This window comes from Variovorax sp. 350MFTsu5.1 (assembly GCF_048302515.1).
Lineage (GTDB): Bacteria > Pseudomonadota > Gammaproteobacteria > Burkholderiales > Burkholderiaceae_C > Variovorax > Variovorax guangxiensis.
The window spans coordinates 6,732,162-6,746,533 of the sequence record NZ_CP157620.1 but is presented as its reverse complement, the minus strand read 5'-3'; the positions used below and the strand labels follow the sequence as shown (position 1 = coordinate 6,746,533).

Below are 14,372 nucleotides of genomic sequence, written 5' to 3'. Positions count from 1 at the left end.
GCGGGCGATTCTCGGGCTTGTGTCGCCTCGTGGCGGCCGTGACCTTCTTTTCTTCAGCGCCAGGCGGCGCGCAGCAGCGCAGCGGGGTCGGAAGTGCCGGCGCTGATGCCAGTCACCGGCCCCCAGTCGGGATCGAACCGGCTCGACAGGAAAGCGGCCGATTCCTCTGCGCTCGCGTGCTCCAGCATCAGGCAGGCCTGCGCCGCCAGCACCAGCCGTTGCGTGAAGCGGCGGGCCTGCTGCTCCAGCTCCTGCGGCGGCAGCTGCGTCATCTTGCGCACGGCCTGCAGCGCGTCCTGCACGCGGGGCTCGCCGGTGGCGACTTCATGCAGCTGGTCGAGCACGAGGTGCACGTCGTCGGGGTTGCGCGAGACGGCGCGCAGCACGTCCAGGCACATCACGTTGCCCGAGCCTTCCCAGATCGAGTTGACGGGCGCCTCGCGGAAGAGCCGGCCCATCGGGCTCTCTTCCACGTAGCCGTTGCCGCCGAAGACTTCCATCGCCTCGCCGGTGAAGGCCACCGCGCGCTTGCAGTTCCAGAACTTGGCCGCCGGCGTGAGCAGCCGGCGCCAGGCGGAGTCCAGCGGCTCTGCGGAGCCGAAGCGCGAGGCCAGCCCCATCGCCAGCAGCGTGGCGGCCTGCGACTCGAGCGCCATGTCGGCCAGCAGCGCGGTCATCACCGGCTGGTCGGCCAGCGCCTTGCCGAAGGCATGGCGGTTGCGCGCGTAGTGCAGCGCCTGCGCGAAGCCCTGGCGCATGAAGCCGGCGCTGGCCAGCGCGCAATCGAGTCGGGTCACGGTCGCCATCTCGATGATGGTCGGGATGCCCCGGCCTTCGTCGCCCACGAGTACGCCCCAGGCATCCTTGAACTCGACTTCGCTGCTCGAATTGGAGCGGTTGCCGACCTTGTCCTTCAGCCGCTGGATGTGCACTGCGTTCTTGCCGCCGTCGGGCCGCCAGCGCGGCACGAAGAAGCAGGAGGAGCCATGCTCGTCGGTCTTGGCCAGCACCAGGTGGCCGTCGCACATCGGCGCGGAGAAGAACCATTTGTGGCCGGTGATGAGGAACTCCTCGCCCCACGGTCCGGCGCCGGCCGGCACGGCGCGCGTGGTGTTCGTGCGCACGTCGCTGCCGCCCTGCTTTTCGGTCATGCCCATGCCGACGGTGATCGATGTCTTGCCCCCGAGCGGAATGTCGCGCGCGTCGTGCTCGTTCGACGCCAGCTTGTCGCGCAGCGCGGCATACAGCGCCGCGTTGCGCCGCACCACCGGGATGCAGGCCTTGGTCATGGTGGTCGGGCAGGTCGAGCCCGACTCGATCTGGCTGTGCATGTACAGCGACGCGCCGTAGCCCACCCACGCCGAGGGCCGCTCGTCGAAGAACGGCAGGTTGGCGATGCCGTTGCGCCGGGCGATGCCCATCATCGTGTGCCAGGCGGGGTGGAAGCTCACCTGGTCGATGCGCTCGCCGGTGCGCGAATGGGTGTGCAGCTCGGGCTCGTGGCGGTTGGCGTCTTCCGCGGCGCGCAGCGTGGCCTCGGCGCCGTACTCCGCGCCCTGGCGCGCCAGTTCCTCGTCGCGCCATGCGGCACTGCCGCGCGCCACCGAGGCGCGCAGCGTGGGGTCGCTGGTGTAGACGTTGTAATCCTTGAGTTCGGGGACCTGGTTGTCGGGGTGGATGCCGGTGGTGGTCATGCTTGTCTCTCCTTGGGTTCTGTCCGTGGGCGATTCAGGCGCCGGCGGGCCGCTCGCGCAGCACCAGTGTCTGGGTGGCGATGCCGATCGGGCCCTGCTCGTCGAAGAGGTGGGACACGACCAGGCCCGCGCCGCCGCCGTGCACCTCGGAGGCCGAGCGCAGGCCGATCCACTCGCCCTGCGGGACGCGGAACAGGTTCAGGCTCAGGTCGGCGTTGGTGAACAGGTAGCGCTCGGCCGGCAGCACCCAGCTCAGGCCGTTGCCGAAGTCGGCCGCCGCCGCGGCGCGCATGGCGGGCGAGGTGGCCGCGCCGTACAAGAGCGGCACCGCGAGGCGGAACCATGCGGAGCAAGGGCCCGGCCGGGTCGAATCGCCCTCGGCCACGCGCGTCTCCATGGCCGTGCCGTAGAACGACGTGCCCTGTGGCAGGCCCGGAATGCGCACGCGCTCGGTGCAGTCGCGCGGCAGCGGCCGCAGCGGCTCCTGCGGCCAGCCCGGCAGGCCGGGCGGCAGCGCCAGCGACTGTCCCGCCAGCAGCAGCGCGTGCGCCCGCGCCACCAGCACCTCGCCCGCCAGCAGGTCGATGCCCACGCGCACCGTGGAGCGCGAGAGCTGCACCTGCGTGCGTGTGACGAGCGGCGCCAGCGGCACCGGCTTCACCAGCTCGAGCGTGAGCCGCGCCAGCTGCCAGCCCGGCCCCGGCGCGGCGCGCTCGGCCACGTGCACCAGCAGCGCGGCGGGCGCGCCGCCATGCTGCGCGTGCGGGTCCCAGGGGCCGCGCGAGTGTTCGCTGGGAAGCCATGCGTCCTCGCCTTGCGAGGTGTAGACGGCGGGGCGGGATTCGTCGGAGTCGTCGGGGGCGTGGGCCATTGCAGAATGCCGTTCGATGGGTCCAAAAATTCTAGGAACAACCCGCCCGCGAGGTGTTCGGGTTCCGCCGCGCTGATGGCGACCGCCCGTGCCCCGGCCGCCGTCCCGAGGCGAAAGCCGCGCCAGTCCCGCGCGCGCCACACCTCGCAGGCGCTGCAGGAAGCCTTTGTTCGGCTTTTGGTCGAGAAGGGCTACGCCGCCATCACCATCCGCGAGATCGTGTCGGTGGCGGGCACGGGGCTCGGCAGCTTCTACGAATACTTCGCGAGCAAGGACGACCTGGCGCGCGTGTGCCTGCACCTGCGCTCCAAGGCGCTGCTGCTGGACATGCGAACGGCCGTCGCCGCGCACGCGGGCCGGCCGCTCGCGCAGATCGTGGACGCGGTGATCGACGCGCAGCTGGAGGCGCACCGCGCGCAGCCCCTTGCCTGGGGCGCGCACTACCTGCTGGAGCGGCACCTCTCGGGCCCCGAGGCCTACCGCAAGATGTACGACCGTTTCGTGGCCGAGTGGGTGGGCGTGCTCGACGCGGCCATTGACCTGTCGCCGGACTGCCAGAAGAAGGAAGTCGCCCGCGTGTGCCAGACCATCATCTACGGCCTGTTCGCGCACCTGCACATCGGCACGGGCGGGCGGCCCGACCTGCAGGCGCTGTCACGGCAGCTGCGTGCCGCGCTGCATGGCTACCTGAAGGGCGTGGCCTGAACGAGGGTCAGCGCGGGCTGCTGCTGTTCTTGTAGCCGCTGACGCTGGCGTCGATGGTGCCGAACACCGTGACGCCGCTGCCGCTGGTTGGCGTCGCGGCCGAGGAACCGGGGTTGCCGGCGGAACCCGTGCCGGCGCAGCCCGTGGCCAGCACGCCCATTGCGATCGCGAATGCGGCTGCGATGAAAGACGACTTCAACGGAATCTCCTGGATGGTGGGGGCCGGGCCACTATAGGCCGGCGGCCGGGACGGCCTGTAACAAACAGACCCGGCGCCGACAGGGTTGTTGCCGGCGCCGCCCTGCCCGGCGCCCTATTCGGGCTTGGCGCCCGAAGCCTTCACCGCGGCGCCCCACACGCCGATCTCGCTCGCCACGAAGCGGTCGAATTCGGCCGGCGCCGTCGGGGCGGGCTCGGCGCCGCGCTCGCGGATGAAGCGCGCCATCTGCTCGCTTTTCAGGATGTCGGTCACCTCGCGGTTCAGGCGCTCGACGACATCGCCCGGCGTGCCGCGCGGCGCCATGAGGCCGAGCCAGCCGACCGCCTCGAAGTTCTTCGTGCCGGCCACGCCGCTTTCGCGCACGGTGGGCACGTCGGGCAGCTGCGAGGAGCGCGTGGCCGAGGTCACGGCCAGCGGCACCGCCCGGCCCGACTTGATGTGCGGCAGCGCGGCCGTCACCGAGTCGATCATCAGCGGCACCTGGTTGCCCAGGAAGTCCGACTGCGCCGGGCCGCTGCCCCGGTACGGAATGTGGGTGACGAACACATGCGCCGCCGCCTTGTACATCTCGCCCGACAGATGCTGCGTGCCGCCGATGCCGGCGCTCGCGTAGCTCAGCCGGCCGGGTTCGGCCTTGGCGCGCGCGGTGAGATCGGCCAGCGTGCGTATGCCGCTCTCGGGCGTGGCCAGGAAGACGAGCGGCACCTTGGCGACGAGCGAGATGCCGACCAGGTCCTTGCGCGGGTCGAAGCCCGGCTTGGCGTAGAGCGTCTGGTTCACCGCCATCGCGCTGCCCGCCACCACCAGCGTGTAGCCGTCGGGCTGCGAGCGCACCACGAACTCGGTGCCGATGTTGCTGCCGGCGCCGGCCTTGTTGTCGACCACCACCGGCTGGCCCAGCCGCTTGCCGAGCTGCTCGGCCAGGGCGCGGGCGAAGATGTCGGTGGCTTGCCCGGGCGGGAACGGCACCACCAGCTTGACCGGCTTGTCGGGCCAGGCGGCGGCGTGCGCCGCGCCCATGCCGCCGAGCACCGCGAGGGACAGTGCCACGCTCGTGGCGAAGTGTCTGCGCAGCATGCTCAGGGCGCCGAGAGGTGCTTGCCCACGATGCCCGCGAGCTCGAACATCGTCACCTGGTCCTTGCCGAACACCGGCTTGAGCTTGGCGTCGGCGTTGATCGCGCGCTTGTCCTTCGCGTCCTGCAGGCCGTTGGCCTTGATGTAGTCCCAGAGCTTCTTCACGACTTCGGTGCGCGCGACCGGCTCGTTGCCGATCACCGCCGCGAGTGCGTCGCTGGGCTTGAGGCCCGCGCCGGTCTTGCGCGGCGCGGCGGCCTTCTTCGCGGCCGGTGCCTTCTTGGCCGCGGGCGTCTTCTTCGCCGCTGCCGTCTTCTTGGCGGCGGCGGTCTTGCCGGCGAAGGTCTTGCGCGGCGGGAACTTGCTGCCCCCCTCGCGCGGCGCGAACTCGAAGGTCACCTTGCCCTCTTCCGCGTTCCAGGTCAGGAAGGCCTTGAAGGGGCGGCGCGTGCGCATGCTCACGAACTTGTCGAGCAGGTCGGTCTTGCCGGTGGCGAGCAGCTTCTCCATCTGCGCGCGCTCCACGGGCTGCTGCAGGATGATCTTGCCGGTCTTGAAGGTGCAGCTCGGCGTGGGCTGCGAATTGGTGGGCACCGACTTCTCGCAGACGTAGTTGCTGCCGTGCTCGAACACCGGCGCGCCGCACACCGGGCAGGGGCCCACGGTGTCCTGGTCGCTGAAGTCGACGATCTCGCCGCTTTCCTCGTTCTTGTCGTCGCCGAAGTCGAACTCCAGCTTCCAGTTCTTCGCCTCCTCGTCGAACTTGATGACGATCTCGGAGGTGAACGGCCAGCCGGCCTTGGAGCGGAAGCCCTCCAGCGGGCCGATGTGCTTGTCGCGCAGCAGCGCCTCGGCCTCTTCCACTTCGAAAGTGCGACCGGCCGGCGACTTGCCGAACGAGAAGCCGCAGGCATCCTCGCCCGTGCCGCTCTTGCCGGTGCAGGCATAGCGGCGGTAGTTTTCCTTCACGACGCCGCCGCAGTTGGGGCACGGCGTGCGCAGCGTGGCGTAGTCGCCGGGCACGGTGTCGCGGTCGTATTCCTTGGCCTTCTTGACGATGTGCTGCGTCATCTCGGCGATCTCGCGCATGAAGGCGTCGCGGCTGAGCGCGCCCTTCTCCATCTGCGCGAGCTTGTATTCCCACTCGCCGGTCAGCTCGGCCTTGGAGAGTTCCTCCACGCCCAGGCCGCGCAGCAGCGTCATGAGCTGGAAAGCCTTGGCCGTCGGGATCAGCTCGCGGCCCTCGCGCAGGATGTACTTCTCGGCGATCAGTCCTTCGATGGTGGCCGCGCGCGTGGCCGGCGTGCCAAGGCCCTTCTCCTGCATGGCCTCGCGCAGCTCGTCGTCGTCGATGGTCTTGCCCGCGCCTTCCATGGCGCCCAGCAGCGTGGCTTCGGAGTAGCGTGCCGGCGGGCGCGTCTTCAGGCCCTTGGTGTCGACCGACTCGGCCTTCACGATCTCGCCCGGCTTCACCGGCACGAGGCGCTTGCCGTCCTTGTCGTCTTCCTTCTCGTCGTCCTGCGCTTCCTTGCCGTAGATGGCGAGCCAGCCCGGCTTCACCAGCACCTTGCCGTCGGTGCGGAACGGGTACTTCTTGCCGCCCTGCTCCACCGTGCTGATGCGCGTGGTGACCTGGTATTCGGCGCTCGGGAAGAACACCGAGAGGAAGCGCCGCACGACGAAGTCGTAGAGCTTCTGTTCGGCCTCGCTCAGGCCGCTGGGCGCCTGCAGCGTCGGGATGATGGCGAAGTGGTCCGACACCTTCGCGTTGTCGAAGATGCGCTTGTTGGGCTTCACGTAGTTGCCGTCCACCGCCTGCTGGGCGAAGGGCGCCAGGTGCTTCATGCCGCTGTTGGCCAGCATGCCCATGGTCTGCTTGACCACCGGCAGGTAGTCCTCGGGCAGCGCGCGCGAGTCGGTACGCGGGTAGGTCAGCGCCTTGTGGCGCTCGTACAGGCTCTGCGCCAGCGCCAGCGTGGTCTTGGCGCTGAAGCCGAAGCGGCTGTTGGCCTCGCGCTGCAGCGAGGTCAGGTCGAACAGCAGCGGCGAGGCCTGCGTGGTGGGCTTGCTCTCTTCGGTGACGGTGGCCGGCTTGCCGCGCGCGGCGTCGGCGATGGCGCGGGCTTCCTGCTCGTTCCAGACGCGGTCGGCGCGCTGCTCGGGGTCGGGCTCGCCGTTGGGCAAGAGCGGTGCGTTCGCCTTCTTCCAGTCGGGGTTGAACCACTTGCCCGGGTACTCGCCGGCCTCCGCCGCGAAGGTGCCGTGGATTTCCCAGTAGTCGCGCGAGACGAACTTGCGGATCTGCTCCTCGCGCTCCACCACCACCGACAGCGTGGGCGTCTGCACGCGCCCCACGGTTGTGAGGAAGAAGCCGCCATCGCGCGAATTGAAGGCGGTCATCGCGCGCGTGCCGTTGATGCCCACCAGCCAGTCGGCCTCCGAGCGCGAGCGCGCGGCATCGGCCAGGCCCTGCATCTGCTTCTCGGTGCGCAGCGCGTCGAAGCCCTCGCGGATGGCCTGCGGCGTCATCGACTGCAGCCAGAGGCGCTTGACCGGCTTGTTCAGCCCCGACTTGCCGCCCGCGTACTGCTCGATCAGGCGGAAGATCAGCTCGCCCTCGCGCCCCGCGTCGCATGCGTTGATGAGCTGCGTCACGTCCTTGCGCTTGGCCTGCTTGACCACCGCGTTCAGGCGCGTCTTGGTCTTGTCGACGGGCTTCAGGTCGAAGTGCGGCGGAATCACCGGCAGGTTGGCGAAGCTCCACTTGCCGCGCTTGACGTCGAATTCCTCGGGCGCCTGGATTTCGACCAGGTGACCGACCGCGCTGGTCACGACATAGCTGTCGTTCTCGAAATGCTCGTCGTGTTTGTCGAATTTCCCTGCGACCGGCGTGAGAGCGCGGACGATGTCCTGCGCCACCGACGGCTTTTCTGCGATTACCAACGTCTTCATCAACAGTTCCTAAAAAAATTCAGGCCGGCGCCGGGCCGCCCCAAGGCGGCCTGCGGCCCCCTCGGGGGGCAGCGACGACACGCAGTGCAGGAGCGTGGGGGCCACATACAATCTGCGGCTTCCGCGTGCGCACGCGCACACGCGCATGTGTGTGCATATTCAAACTAACAGACTTCGGCGATGCCTTCCAAATCCCCACTTCCGGCCGGTCGTGATACGCAGGCCACCGCGCTCCCCGAGGCGGACGCGCAGCCCGGCAAGGATCGTTCCGGCGGCCGCCGCATCCAGATGCGGCGCTCCGATGTCCACGGCAACGGCGTGTTCGCCGTGCAGGACCTGGCCGAAGGCGAGACGCTGATCGAATACAAGGGCGAAGTCATCAGCTGGAAGGAGGCGCTGCGCCGCCATCCGCACGACCCGACCCAGCCGAACCACACTTTCTACTTCCACATCGACGACGGCCGCGTGATCGACGGCAACGTCAAGGGCAACGATGCGCGATGGATCAACCACTCGTGCGAGCCGAACTGCGAAGCCGACGAAGTCGATGGGCGCGTTTATATCAAGGCGCTGCGCAACATCGCCGCCGGCGAGGAGCTCAACTACGACTACGGCCTGATCATCGACGAGCCGTACACGCCCAAGCTGCTTTCCGAATTTCCCTGCTGGTGCGGCTCGGAGCAGTGCCGCGGCACGCTGCTGACACCCAAGGATGAGGACGAGGAAAAGAAAAAGAAGAAGAAGGCAAAGAAAAAAGCTGAAAAGAAAAAGGCCGAGAAAAAAGAAGCGAAGAAAAAGGAAGCCAAAAAGGCCGAAAAGAAGGCTGAGGCGAAAGCGGAAAAGAAATCCGCGAAGAAAGACAAGTCCGCAAAGGACTGACCATGGACAGCAGCAGCAGCACCGCCGACTGGTTCCAGGACCGGATCGCCGCGTCGGTCGCGCCGCTGCTGCCCGGCTTCGCGGTCGAGGCGGTGGCGGAAATGGATTCCACCAACACCGAGCTGATGCGCCGCGCGCGCGCCGGCCGCGTCGAGCCCGTGCTGCTCGTGGCCGAGCGCCAGACGGCCGGGCGCGGCCGGCTCGGGCGCCCCTGGCAGAGCGGTGCGCAGCAGGATGCGGCTGTCTCGCTGACCTTCTCGCTGGGCATGCCGCTCGCACCCGCCGACTGGTCGGGCCTGTCGCTGGCCGTCGGCGTGGCGGTGGCCGAGGGGCTCGACCCCTCGGGCGCGCACAAGATCGGCCTCAAGTGGCCCAACGACGTGTGGGTCGAGGACCGCAAGCTGGTCGGCATCCTCATCGAAACCGCCCTGCCCTCCGACGGCGGCCCGGATGCGTCGCGCTATGTGGTGATCGGCATCGGCATCAACATCGGCGCGCGCGAGGGCGACGGCATGCGCACGCCGCCGGCATGGCTGCACCAGTGGCGTCCTGGAGCCAGTGCTCCCGAGGTGCTGGCCGAACTGGCCGAGCCGCTGGTGCGGACGGTGCTCGACTTCGAGGCCCGCGGCTTTGCTCCTTTCGCCGAACGTTTTGCCGCGCGCGACGTGCTGCGCGGGCGCGAGGTGGCGCTCAGCGACGGCACCGCAGGCCTGTGCGAGGGCGTGGCCTGGGGCGGCGAACTGCAGGTGCGCACCGACGCCGGCCTGCAGCTCATTTCCAGCGATGAAGTGAGCGTGCGCCCTCGCGGCATGTCTTTCTGACCGTCACCATGAAGCTGCGCCTGCTCCTCGTCGTCCTGTTGCTGGCCAATGCCGGCTACTTCCTCTGGGCGCGCGGCGATCTCGCGGGCTTCGGGCTCGCGCCGGCCAGCCTCGCGGAGCGCGAGCCGCAGCGCATGGCGCGGCAGATCCACCCCGAGTGGCTGCAGATCCGCAAGGAAGCGCCGAAGGCCGCCGCGCCGGCGCCCTGACGAACTCCCGCTGCCGTCTCAGGACGGCTGCTCGCCTTCGAATCGCACCGTGAAGAGCGCGCCCGGCGGCTGCTTGCCGGGATGCGCGTCTTCCAGCTTCACCTGCGCGCGGTGCTGGTTCGCGATCTCCAGCACGATCGGCAGGCCCAGCCCCGAGCCGTCGGCCTCGTTGCCGAGCACGCGGTAGAAGGGCTCGAACACCAGTTCGCGGTCGGCCTCGGCGATGCCGGGGCCGTTGTCCTCCACCTGCAGCAGCAGCACGTGGCCGAAGGGGTCGGCCAGCACGCGCACGGTGATCAGGCCGGGGCGCTCGGGCGCCGAGGGCGTGTAGTTGATGGCGTTGTCGACCAGGTTGCGCACCAGCTCCTTCAGCAGCGTGGCGTTGCCGTCGAACACCACGCCCGGCGCGCCGGGCTCGACGCCGTCGTAGCCCAGGTCGATGCGCTTCTCGATGGCGCGCGGCACCGCCTCGCGCACCACCTCGATGGTCAGCTTCGCGAGGTCGCAGGGCTGGTGGTGCGCGTTGGCGCTGTTGCCCTCGGCGCGCGCCAGCGACAGCAGCTGGTTCACCGTGTGCGTGGCGCGCTTGCTCGCGCGGCCGATCTGCTTGAGCGACTGCTTCAGTTCGTCGGCGTTGGCGCCCTCGCGCTGCGCCAGGTCGGCCTGCATGCGCAGGCCCGCCAGCGGCGTCTTCAGCTGGTGCGCCGCGTCGGCCAGGAAGCGCTTCTGCGTGCCGATGGAGTCGTTGAGCTTGTCCAGCAATTCGTTCACCGAGGACACCAGCGGCACCACTTCCAGCGGCACCGAGGATTCGTCCAGCGGGCTCAGGTCGCCCGGTCGGCGCTCGCGGATGCGCGCCTCCACCACCGACAGCGGCTTGATGCCGCGCACCAGCGCCAGCCAGATCAGCAGCACCGCCAGCGGCAGGATGGCGAACTGCGGCAGCAGTACGCCCTTGATGATCTCGGCCGCCAGCACCGACTGCTTCTCGCGCGTCTCGGCCAGCTGCAGCAGCGTGGGCGGCACGTCGTCGGTGCCGCTGGCGATCCACATCGAGGCCACGCGCACCGGCTGGCCGTGCACGTCGCTGTTGTGCAGGAAGACCTGGCCGGGCGGCAGCGGCTCGTCGAGGCCGGGCTGCGGGATGTCGCGCTCGCCGCTGAGCAGGTTGTCGTAGCCGTCGAGCAGCTGGTAGTAGACGTGGCCGGTCTCGTCGGCGCGCAGGATCTCGCGCGCCGACTGCGAGAGCACGAACTGCGCGTGTCCTTCCTTCACCGTCACCAGCTCGGCCAGCGCCTTCACGTTGTGCTCCAGCGCGCGGTCGTAGGGCGCGTTGGCGATGCCCTGCGCCACCAGCCAGGTGACGCCGATGCTCACCGGCACCAGCAGCAGCAGCGGCGTGAGCATCCAGTCGAGGATCTCGCCGAAGAGAGAGCGCTGCGCGCGCTGAAAGAGCTTCATCGCGCCGATTCCTCCGGCGTGCCGCCGCCCGCGCGTGGCGGCTGCCGCTTGGTCGTCACTGGATCTTTTCGAGGCAGTAGCCAAGCCCGCGCACCGTCGCGATGCGCACCGGGCCCTTCTCGATCTTCTTGCGCAGCCGGTGGATGTAGACCTCGATGGCGTTGAGGCTCACCTCCTCGCCCCATTCGCACAGCCGGTCGACCAGCTGGTCCTTGCTCACCAGCCGGCCGGCGCGCTGCAGCAACACTTCGAGCAGGCCGAGCTCGCGTGCGGACAGCTCGATCATCTTGCCGTCGATGGTGGCCACGCGGCCGGCCTGGTCGTACACCAGCGGGCCGTGGCGGATGGTGTTGCTGGTGGCGCCCATGCCGCGCCGGGTGAGGGCGCGCACGCGTGCCTCGAGCTCCTGCAGGCTGAATGGCTTGGCCATGTAGTCGTCGGCGCCGTGGTCGAGGCCCTTGACGCGCTCCTCCACGCTGTCGGCGGCGGTGAGCACCAGCACCGGCAGCTGCGAGCCGCGCGCGCGCAGCCGCTTGAGGATCTCGATGCCGTGCAGGCTGGGCAGCCCGAGGTCGAGGATCAGCAGGTCGAACTCGTCATGGGTCATGAGCGCGGTGTCGGCCTGCGAGCCGTTGGCCACGTGGTCGACCGCCGCGCCCGAGGTGCGCAGGCTGCGCAGCAGGGCATCGGCCAGCACCTGGTCGTCTTCGGCAATCAGAATCCGCATGCGTCACCTCCGGCCTGTTTCAGGTGTCGGGCGTCCTCGGGGCGCCGTTCACGGTTGTCTCTTCGCAGGAGTCTAGCCCGCCGTATAGGCTTCGAGTCCGATGGTTACCACGGTGGCGATCTCGTCGCCCACGCTGCTCCTGAACTCCTTCTCGGCCTGCATGACGGCGCCGCGGAAGGCGTCGAGCCAGGCCAGCCCGTCGGCGGTGAAGAGCACGCGCCGCGCCCGCGCGTCCAGCGGATCGGGCCCGCGCGTGACCAGTCCCCAGGCCTCGCACTGGTCGACCAGCGCGCCCATCGCCTGCTTGGTCATGCCGGCGCGCTCGGCCAGTTCGGTGAGGCGCGAGCCCTCGCGCGACAGGTGCCGCGTGATGTGGATGTGCGCCGCGCTCACCTGCGCGCGCGCCGCGAGGTTCGACAGGGCCAGCGGCACTTCGACGTCGTGCGCCATCAGCTCCAGCACGCGCTCGTCGAAGCGGCGCATGGCGTGGCCCAACAGGCGGCCCAGGTGGGTCTGGCGCCAGGCATCCTGGTCGGCGGGGAAGGGGGCTTCGGCCATGGCGCCGAATGGTAAAGCAAACTGACCAAAAAACAGGTTTACGCCGAGGAATCAGCCCCTACACTACTGTTCAAGCATCCAGCCTGTAGTTAAACGCAGATGGATGGTGTCACACACAAGCCATTGATCTTCAAGGAGTTTTTCACATGGACGCAGCAGTCAAGGGTTCGAACATCGGCGCCAACAACGAGAAGGCCAAGGCCCTGCAGGCCGCGCTGGCCCAGATCGAAAAGCAGTTCGGCAAGGGCACCATCATGCGGCTGGGTGAGGGCGAGGTGCTGGAAGACATCCAGGTGGTCTCCACCGGCTCGCTGGGCCTGGACATCGCCCTGGGCGTCGGCGGCCTGCCGCGCGGCCGGGTGGTCGAAATCTACGGCCCTGAATCCTCGGGCAAGACCACGCTCACGCTGCAGGTCATCGCCGCCATGCAGAAGCAGGCCGGCACCTGCGCCTTCGTCGACGCCGAACACGCCCTCGACGTGCAATACGCCCAGAAGCTCGGCGTGAACCTGTCGGACCTGCTGATCAGCCAGCCCGACACCGGCGAGCAGGCGCTCGAGATCGTCGATTCGCTGGTGCGCTCGGGCGCCGTCGACCTGATCGTGGTCGACTCGGTCGCCGCGCTCACGCCCAAGGCCGAAATCGAAGGCGAGATGGGCGACTCGCTGCCCGGCCTTCAGGCCCGCCTGATGAGCCAGGCGCTGCGCAAGCTCACGGCCACGATCAAGAAGACCAACTGCATGGTCATCTTCATCAACCAGATCCGCATGAAGATCGGCGTCATGTTCGGCTCGCCCGAAACCACCACCGGCGGCAACGCGCTGAAGTTCTACGCCTCGGTGCGCCTGGACATCCGCCGCATCGGCACCATCAAGAAGGGCGACGAGGCCATCGGCAACGAAACCAAGGTGAAGGTGGTGAAGAACAAGGTCTCGCCTCCGTTCAAGACGGCCGAGTTCGACATCCTGTTCGGCGAGGGCATCAGCCGCGAGGGCGAGATCATCGACATGGGCGTGAACGCCAAGATCATCGACAAGTCGGGCGCCTGGTACGCCTACAACGGCGAGAAGATCGGCCAGGGCCGCGACAACGCCCGCGAGTTCCTGCGCGAGAACCCCTCGCTGTCGCGCGAGATCGAGAACAAGGTGCGCGAGTCGCTGGGCGTGCCGCTGCTGGCCGCCGATGCCGACGACGTCGCCGAGAAGCCGCAGAAGGCGGCCAAGGCCGACAAGGCAGATAAGGGCGAGTAACCAGTCAGGGCGCGGCTCTCCGGGGCCGCGCCGGCGACCCTCGCATGGCATTCGACGCCCCATCCCTCAAAGGCCGCGCGCTGCGCCTGCTGAGCCAGCGCGAGCATTCGCGCGCAGAGCTGGAGCGCAAGCTGGCGAAGCACGAGGAAGAGCCCGGCACGCTGGCGAAGGCGCTCGATGAACTGGAGGCCAAGGACTTCATCAGCGAGCCGCGCGTGGTGGCTTCGGTGCTGCACCAGCGCGCGGCCAGTTCGGGCGCGCTGCGGGTGAGGCAGGAACTGCAGGCCAGGGGCATCGCGCCCCAAGCCGTCGCCGAGGCGGTGGCCAGCCTGCAGGAAACAGAGGTCGAGCGCGCCACGGCCGTCTGGCGCCGCCGATTCGACGCTCCGCCCGCCGATGCGAAGGAGCGCGCGAAGCAGATGCGATTCCTGATGGCGCGCGGCTTCTCCGGCGCCGTCGTCTCCAAGGTGCTCAGGAGCGATTTCGATGAAGCAGCACAAGAACAGTGAAGAGGGCGCGGCGCAGTCCCGCGTCATCACGCAGCGCGTCGCTTGCGAGTGGCGTCGCGCCTATGTGCTGGCGGCCGATCCGAGGCGGCTTCCCGAATGGGCCAGTGGCCTCGCAAAAAGCGCGCTGGTGCCGCACGGCGACCACTGGATCGTGCGCACGCCCGAGAGTGGCGAAGCCCGCATGCGCTTCGCGCCGCGCAACGACTTCGGCGTGCTCGACCACTGGGTGGCGCCCGAGGGCGTGCCCGAGGTCTACCTGCCGTTGCGCGTGATCGGCGTCGCGCCGGATGCCTGCGAGCTGCAGTTCACGCTGCTGCGCCAGCCGCACATGGACGACGCGGCCTTCGAGCGCGATGCGCAGTGGATCGCCCGCGACCTGCGGACCCTGCGCGACCTGCTCGAGGCAGATTGACTGTCCGATCGCAGGCGCGGCAGCCGGC

Annotated in this window: 15 protein-coding genes; 7 read left to right on the top strand and 8 right to left on the bottom strand. The window is 69.0% G+C overall.

Translation table 11 applies throughout. The annotated features are described in order from the left end of the window. Positions 1-53 precede the first annotated feature (53 nt). On the bottom strand, positions 54-1,694 hold the full coding sequence (locus tag ABL843_RS30805) for an acyl-CoA dehydrogenase family protein (RefSeq protein WP_418118497.1): 1,641 nt from the start codon (positions 1,692-1,694) through the stop codon (positions 54-56). A gap of 34 nt (positions 1,695-1,728) precedes the next feature. Beyond that, positions 1,729-2,565, bottom strand: coding sequence for a thioesterase family protein (locus ABL843_RS30800; RefSeq protein ID WP_418118496.1), 837 nt, complete (start codon positions 2,563-2,565; stop codon positions 1,729-1,731). Between the two features lie 75 nt (positions 2,566-2,640). Here ABL843_RS30800 and ABL843_RS30795 point away from each other — a divergent pair, with 75 nt between their 5' ends. Beyond that, positions 2,641-3,270: a TetR/AcrR family transcriptional regulator gene (locus ABL843_RS30795; RefSeq protein ID WP_418118495.1), complete on the top strand. Its 630-nt coding sequence runs from the start codon at positions 2,641-2,643 to the stop codon at positions 3,268-3,270. 7 nt (positions 3,271-3,277) lie between these two features. Here ABL843_RS30795 and ABL843_RS30790 read toward each other — a convergent pair whose 3' ends face one another. The 3 genes from ABL843_RS30790 to ABL843_RS30780 all read right to left on the bottom strand — a co-directional run bounded on the left by ABL843_RS30790 (position 3,278) and on the right by ABL843_RS30780 (position 7,521). Next, on the bottom strand, positions 3,278-3,469 hold the full coding sequence (locus ABL843_RS30790; protein WP_184639854.1) for a hypothetical protein: 192 nt from the start codon (positions 3,467-3,469) through the stop codon (positions 3,278-3,280). Between the two features lie 114 nt (positions 3,470-3,583). After that, complete coding sequence (locus ABL843_RS30785; protein WP_418118494.1) at positions 3,584-4,567, bottom strand: tripartite tricarboxylate transporter substrate binding protein; 984 nt, start codon at positions 4,565-4,567, stop codon at positions 3,584-3,586. A 2-nt stretch (positions 4,568-4,569) separates the two neighbouring features. Next, positions 4,570-7,521 (bottom strand): DNA topoisomerase III, encoded by a 2,952-nt coding sequence (locus ABL843_RS30780; protein WP_418118493.1) that lies wholly within the window; start codon positions 7,519-7,521, stop codon positions 4,570-4,572. 177 nt (positions 7,522-7,698) lie between these two features. Here ABL843_RS30780 and ABL843_RS30775 point away from each other — a divergent pair, with 177 nt between their 5' ends. Genes ABL843_RS30775 through ABL843_RS30765 form a run of 3 tightly spaced genes read left to right on the top strand, consistent with a single transcriptional unit; the run spans position 7,699 to position 9,427 of the window. After that, complete coding sequence (locus ABL843_RS30775; RefSeq protein ID WP_375792091.1) at positions 7,699-8,397, top strand: SET domain-containing protein; 699 nt, start codon at positions 7,699-7,701, stop codon at positions 8,395-8,397. 2 nt (positions 8,398-8,399) lie between these two features. Then, positions 8,400-9,218, top strand: coding sequence for a biotin--[acetyl-CoA-carboxylase] ligase (locus ABL843_RS30770; RefSeq protein ID WP_418118492.1), 819 nt, complete (start codon positions 8,400-8,402; stop codon positions 9,216-9,218). An 8-nt stretch (positions 9,219-9,226) separates the two neighbouring features. Beyond that, entirely contained in the window at positions 9,227-9,427 is a 201-nt protein-coding gene (locus ABL843_RS30765) for a sporulation protein (RefSeq protein WP_126021022.1), read from the top strand. A gap of 18 nt (positions 9,428-9,445) precedes the next feature. Here ABL843_RS30765 and ABL843_RS30760 read toward each other — a convergent pair whose 3' ends face one another. From ABL843_RS30760 to ABL843_RS30750, 3 genes are all read right to left on the bottom strand, one after another. Next, positions 9,446-10,888: a sensor histidine kinase N-terminal domain-containing protein gene (locus ABL843_RS30760; protein WP_418118491.1), complete on the bottom strand. Its 1,443-nt coding sequence runs from the start codon at positions 10,886-10,888 to the stop codon at positions 9,446-9,448. 55 nt (positions 10,889-10,943) lie between these two features. Continuing rightward, positions 10,944-11,615 carry a response regulator transcription factor gene (locus ABL843_RS30755; protein ID WP_126021024.1) on the bottom strand — a complete coding sequence of 224 codons (672 nt, stop codon included), beginning with the start codon at positions 11,613-11,615 and terminating at the stop codon, positions 10,944-10,946. Positions 11,616-11,687: 72 nt separating this feature from the next. After that, complete coding sequence (locus ABL843_RS30750; RefSeq protein WP_418118490.1) at positions 11,688-12,173, bottom strand: MarR family winged helix-turn-helix transcriptional regulator; 486 nt, start codon at positions 12,171-12,173, stop codon at positions 11,688-11,690. Positions 12,174-12,319: 146 nt separating this feature from the next. Between ABL843_RS30750 and recA the strand changes: the two genes are divergently transcribed. The 3 genes from recA to ABL843_RS30735 are packed head-to-tail and all read left to right on the top strand — an operon-like array spanning position 12,320 to position 14,344. Further along, the gene (recA, locus tag ABL843_RS30745) at positions 12,320-13,423 is read left to right on the top strand and encodes a recombinase RecA (RefSeq protein WP_418118489.1); all 1,104 of its coding nucleotides are present in this window, start codon (positions 12,320-12,322) and stop codon (positions 13,421-13,423) included. Between the two features lie 44 nt (positions 13,424-13,467). Beyond that, a complete protein-coding gene (recX, locus tag ABL843_RS30740) occupies positions 13,468-13,932 on the top strand; it encodes a recombination regulator RecX (RefSeq protein ID WP_126021027.1) in 465 nt (154 codons plus the stop codon). Next, positions 13,910-14,344: an SRPBCC family protein gene (locus tag ABL843_RS30735; protein WP_418118488.1), complete on the top strand. Its 435-nt coding sequence runs from the start codon at positions 13,910-13,912 to the stop codon at positions 14,342-14,344. The genes recX and ABL843_RS30735 overlap by 23 nt, the downstream gene beginning before the upstream one ends. Positions 14,345-14,372: the final 28 nt, after the last annotated feature.

What these genes read in the sequence shown, in the direction of transcription:
- ABL843_RS30775 (WP_375792091.1), top strand. Translation starts at nt 7,699, where the DNA reads ATGCCTTCCAAATCCCCACTTCCGGCCGGTCGTGATACGCAGGCCACC.
- ABL843_RS30805 (WP_418118497.1), bottom strand. Translation starts at nt 1,694, where the DNA reads ATGACCACCACCGGCATCCACCCCGACAACCAGGTCCCCGAACTCAAG.
- ABL843_RS30795 (WP_418118495.1), top strand. Translation starts at nt 2,641, where the DNA reads ATGGCGACCGCCCGTGCCCCGGCCGCCGTCCCGAGGCGAAAGCCGCGC.
- ABL843_RS30765 (WP_126021022.1), top strand. Translation starts at nt 9,227, where the DNA reads ATGAAGCTGCGCCTGCTCCTCGTCGTCCTGTTGCTGGCCAATGCCGGC.
- ABL843_RS30750 (WP_418118490.1), bottom strand. Translation starts at nt 12,173, where the DNA reads ATGGCCGAAGCCCCCTTCCCCGCCGACCAGGATGCCTGGCGCCAGACC.
- ABL843_RS30760 (WP_418118491.1), bottom strand. Translation starts at nt 10,888, where the DNA reads ATGAAGCTCTTTCAGCGCGCGCAGCGCTCTCTCTTCGGCGAGATCCTC.
- ABL843_RS30755 (WP_126021024.1), bottom strand. Translation starts at nt 11,615, where the DNA reads ATGCGGATTCTGATTGCCGAAGACGACCAGGTGCTGGCCGATGCCCTG.
- ABL843_RS30735 (WP_418118488.1), top strand. Translation starts at nt 13,910, where the DNA reads ATGAAGCAGCACAAGAACAGTGAAGAGGGCGCGGCGCAGTCCCGCGTC.
- recX (WP_126021027.1), top strand. Translation starts at nt 13,468, where the DNA reads ATGGCATTCGACGCCCCATCCCTCAAAGGCCGCGCGCTGCGCCTGCTG.
- ABL843_RS30785 (WP_418118494.1), bottom strand. Translation starts at nt 4,567, where the DNA reads ATGCTGCGCAGACACTTCGCCACGAGCGTGGCACTGTCCCTCGCGGTG.
- recA (WP_418118489.1), top strand. Translation starts at nt 12,320, where the DNA reads ATGGACGCAGCAGTCAAGGGTTCGAACATCGGCGCCAACAACGAGAAG.
- ABL843_RS30800 (WP_418118496.1), bottom strand. Translation starts at nt 2,565, where the DNA reads ATGGCCCACGCCCCCGACGACTCCGACGAATCCCGCCCCGCCGTCTAC.
- ABL843_RS30770 (WP_418118492.1), top strand. Translation starts at nt 8,400, where the DNA reads ATGGACAGCAGCAGCAGCACCGCCGACTGGTTCCAGGACCGGATCGCC.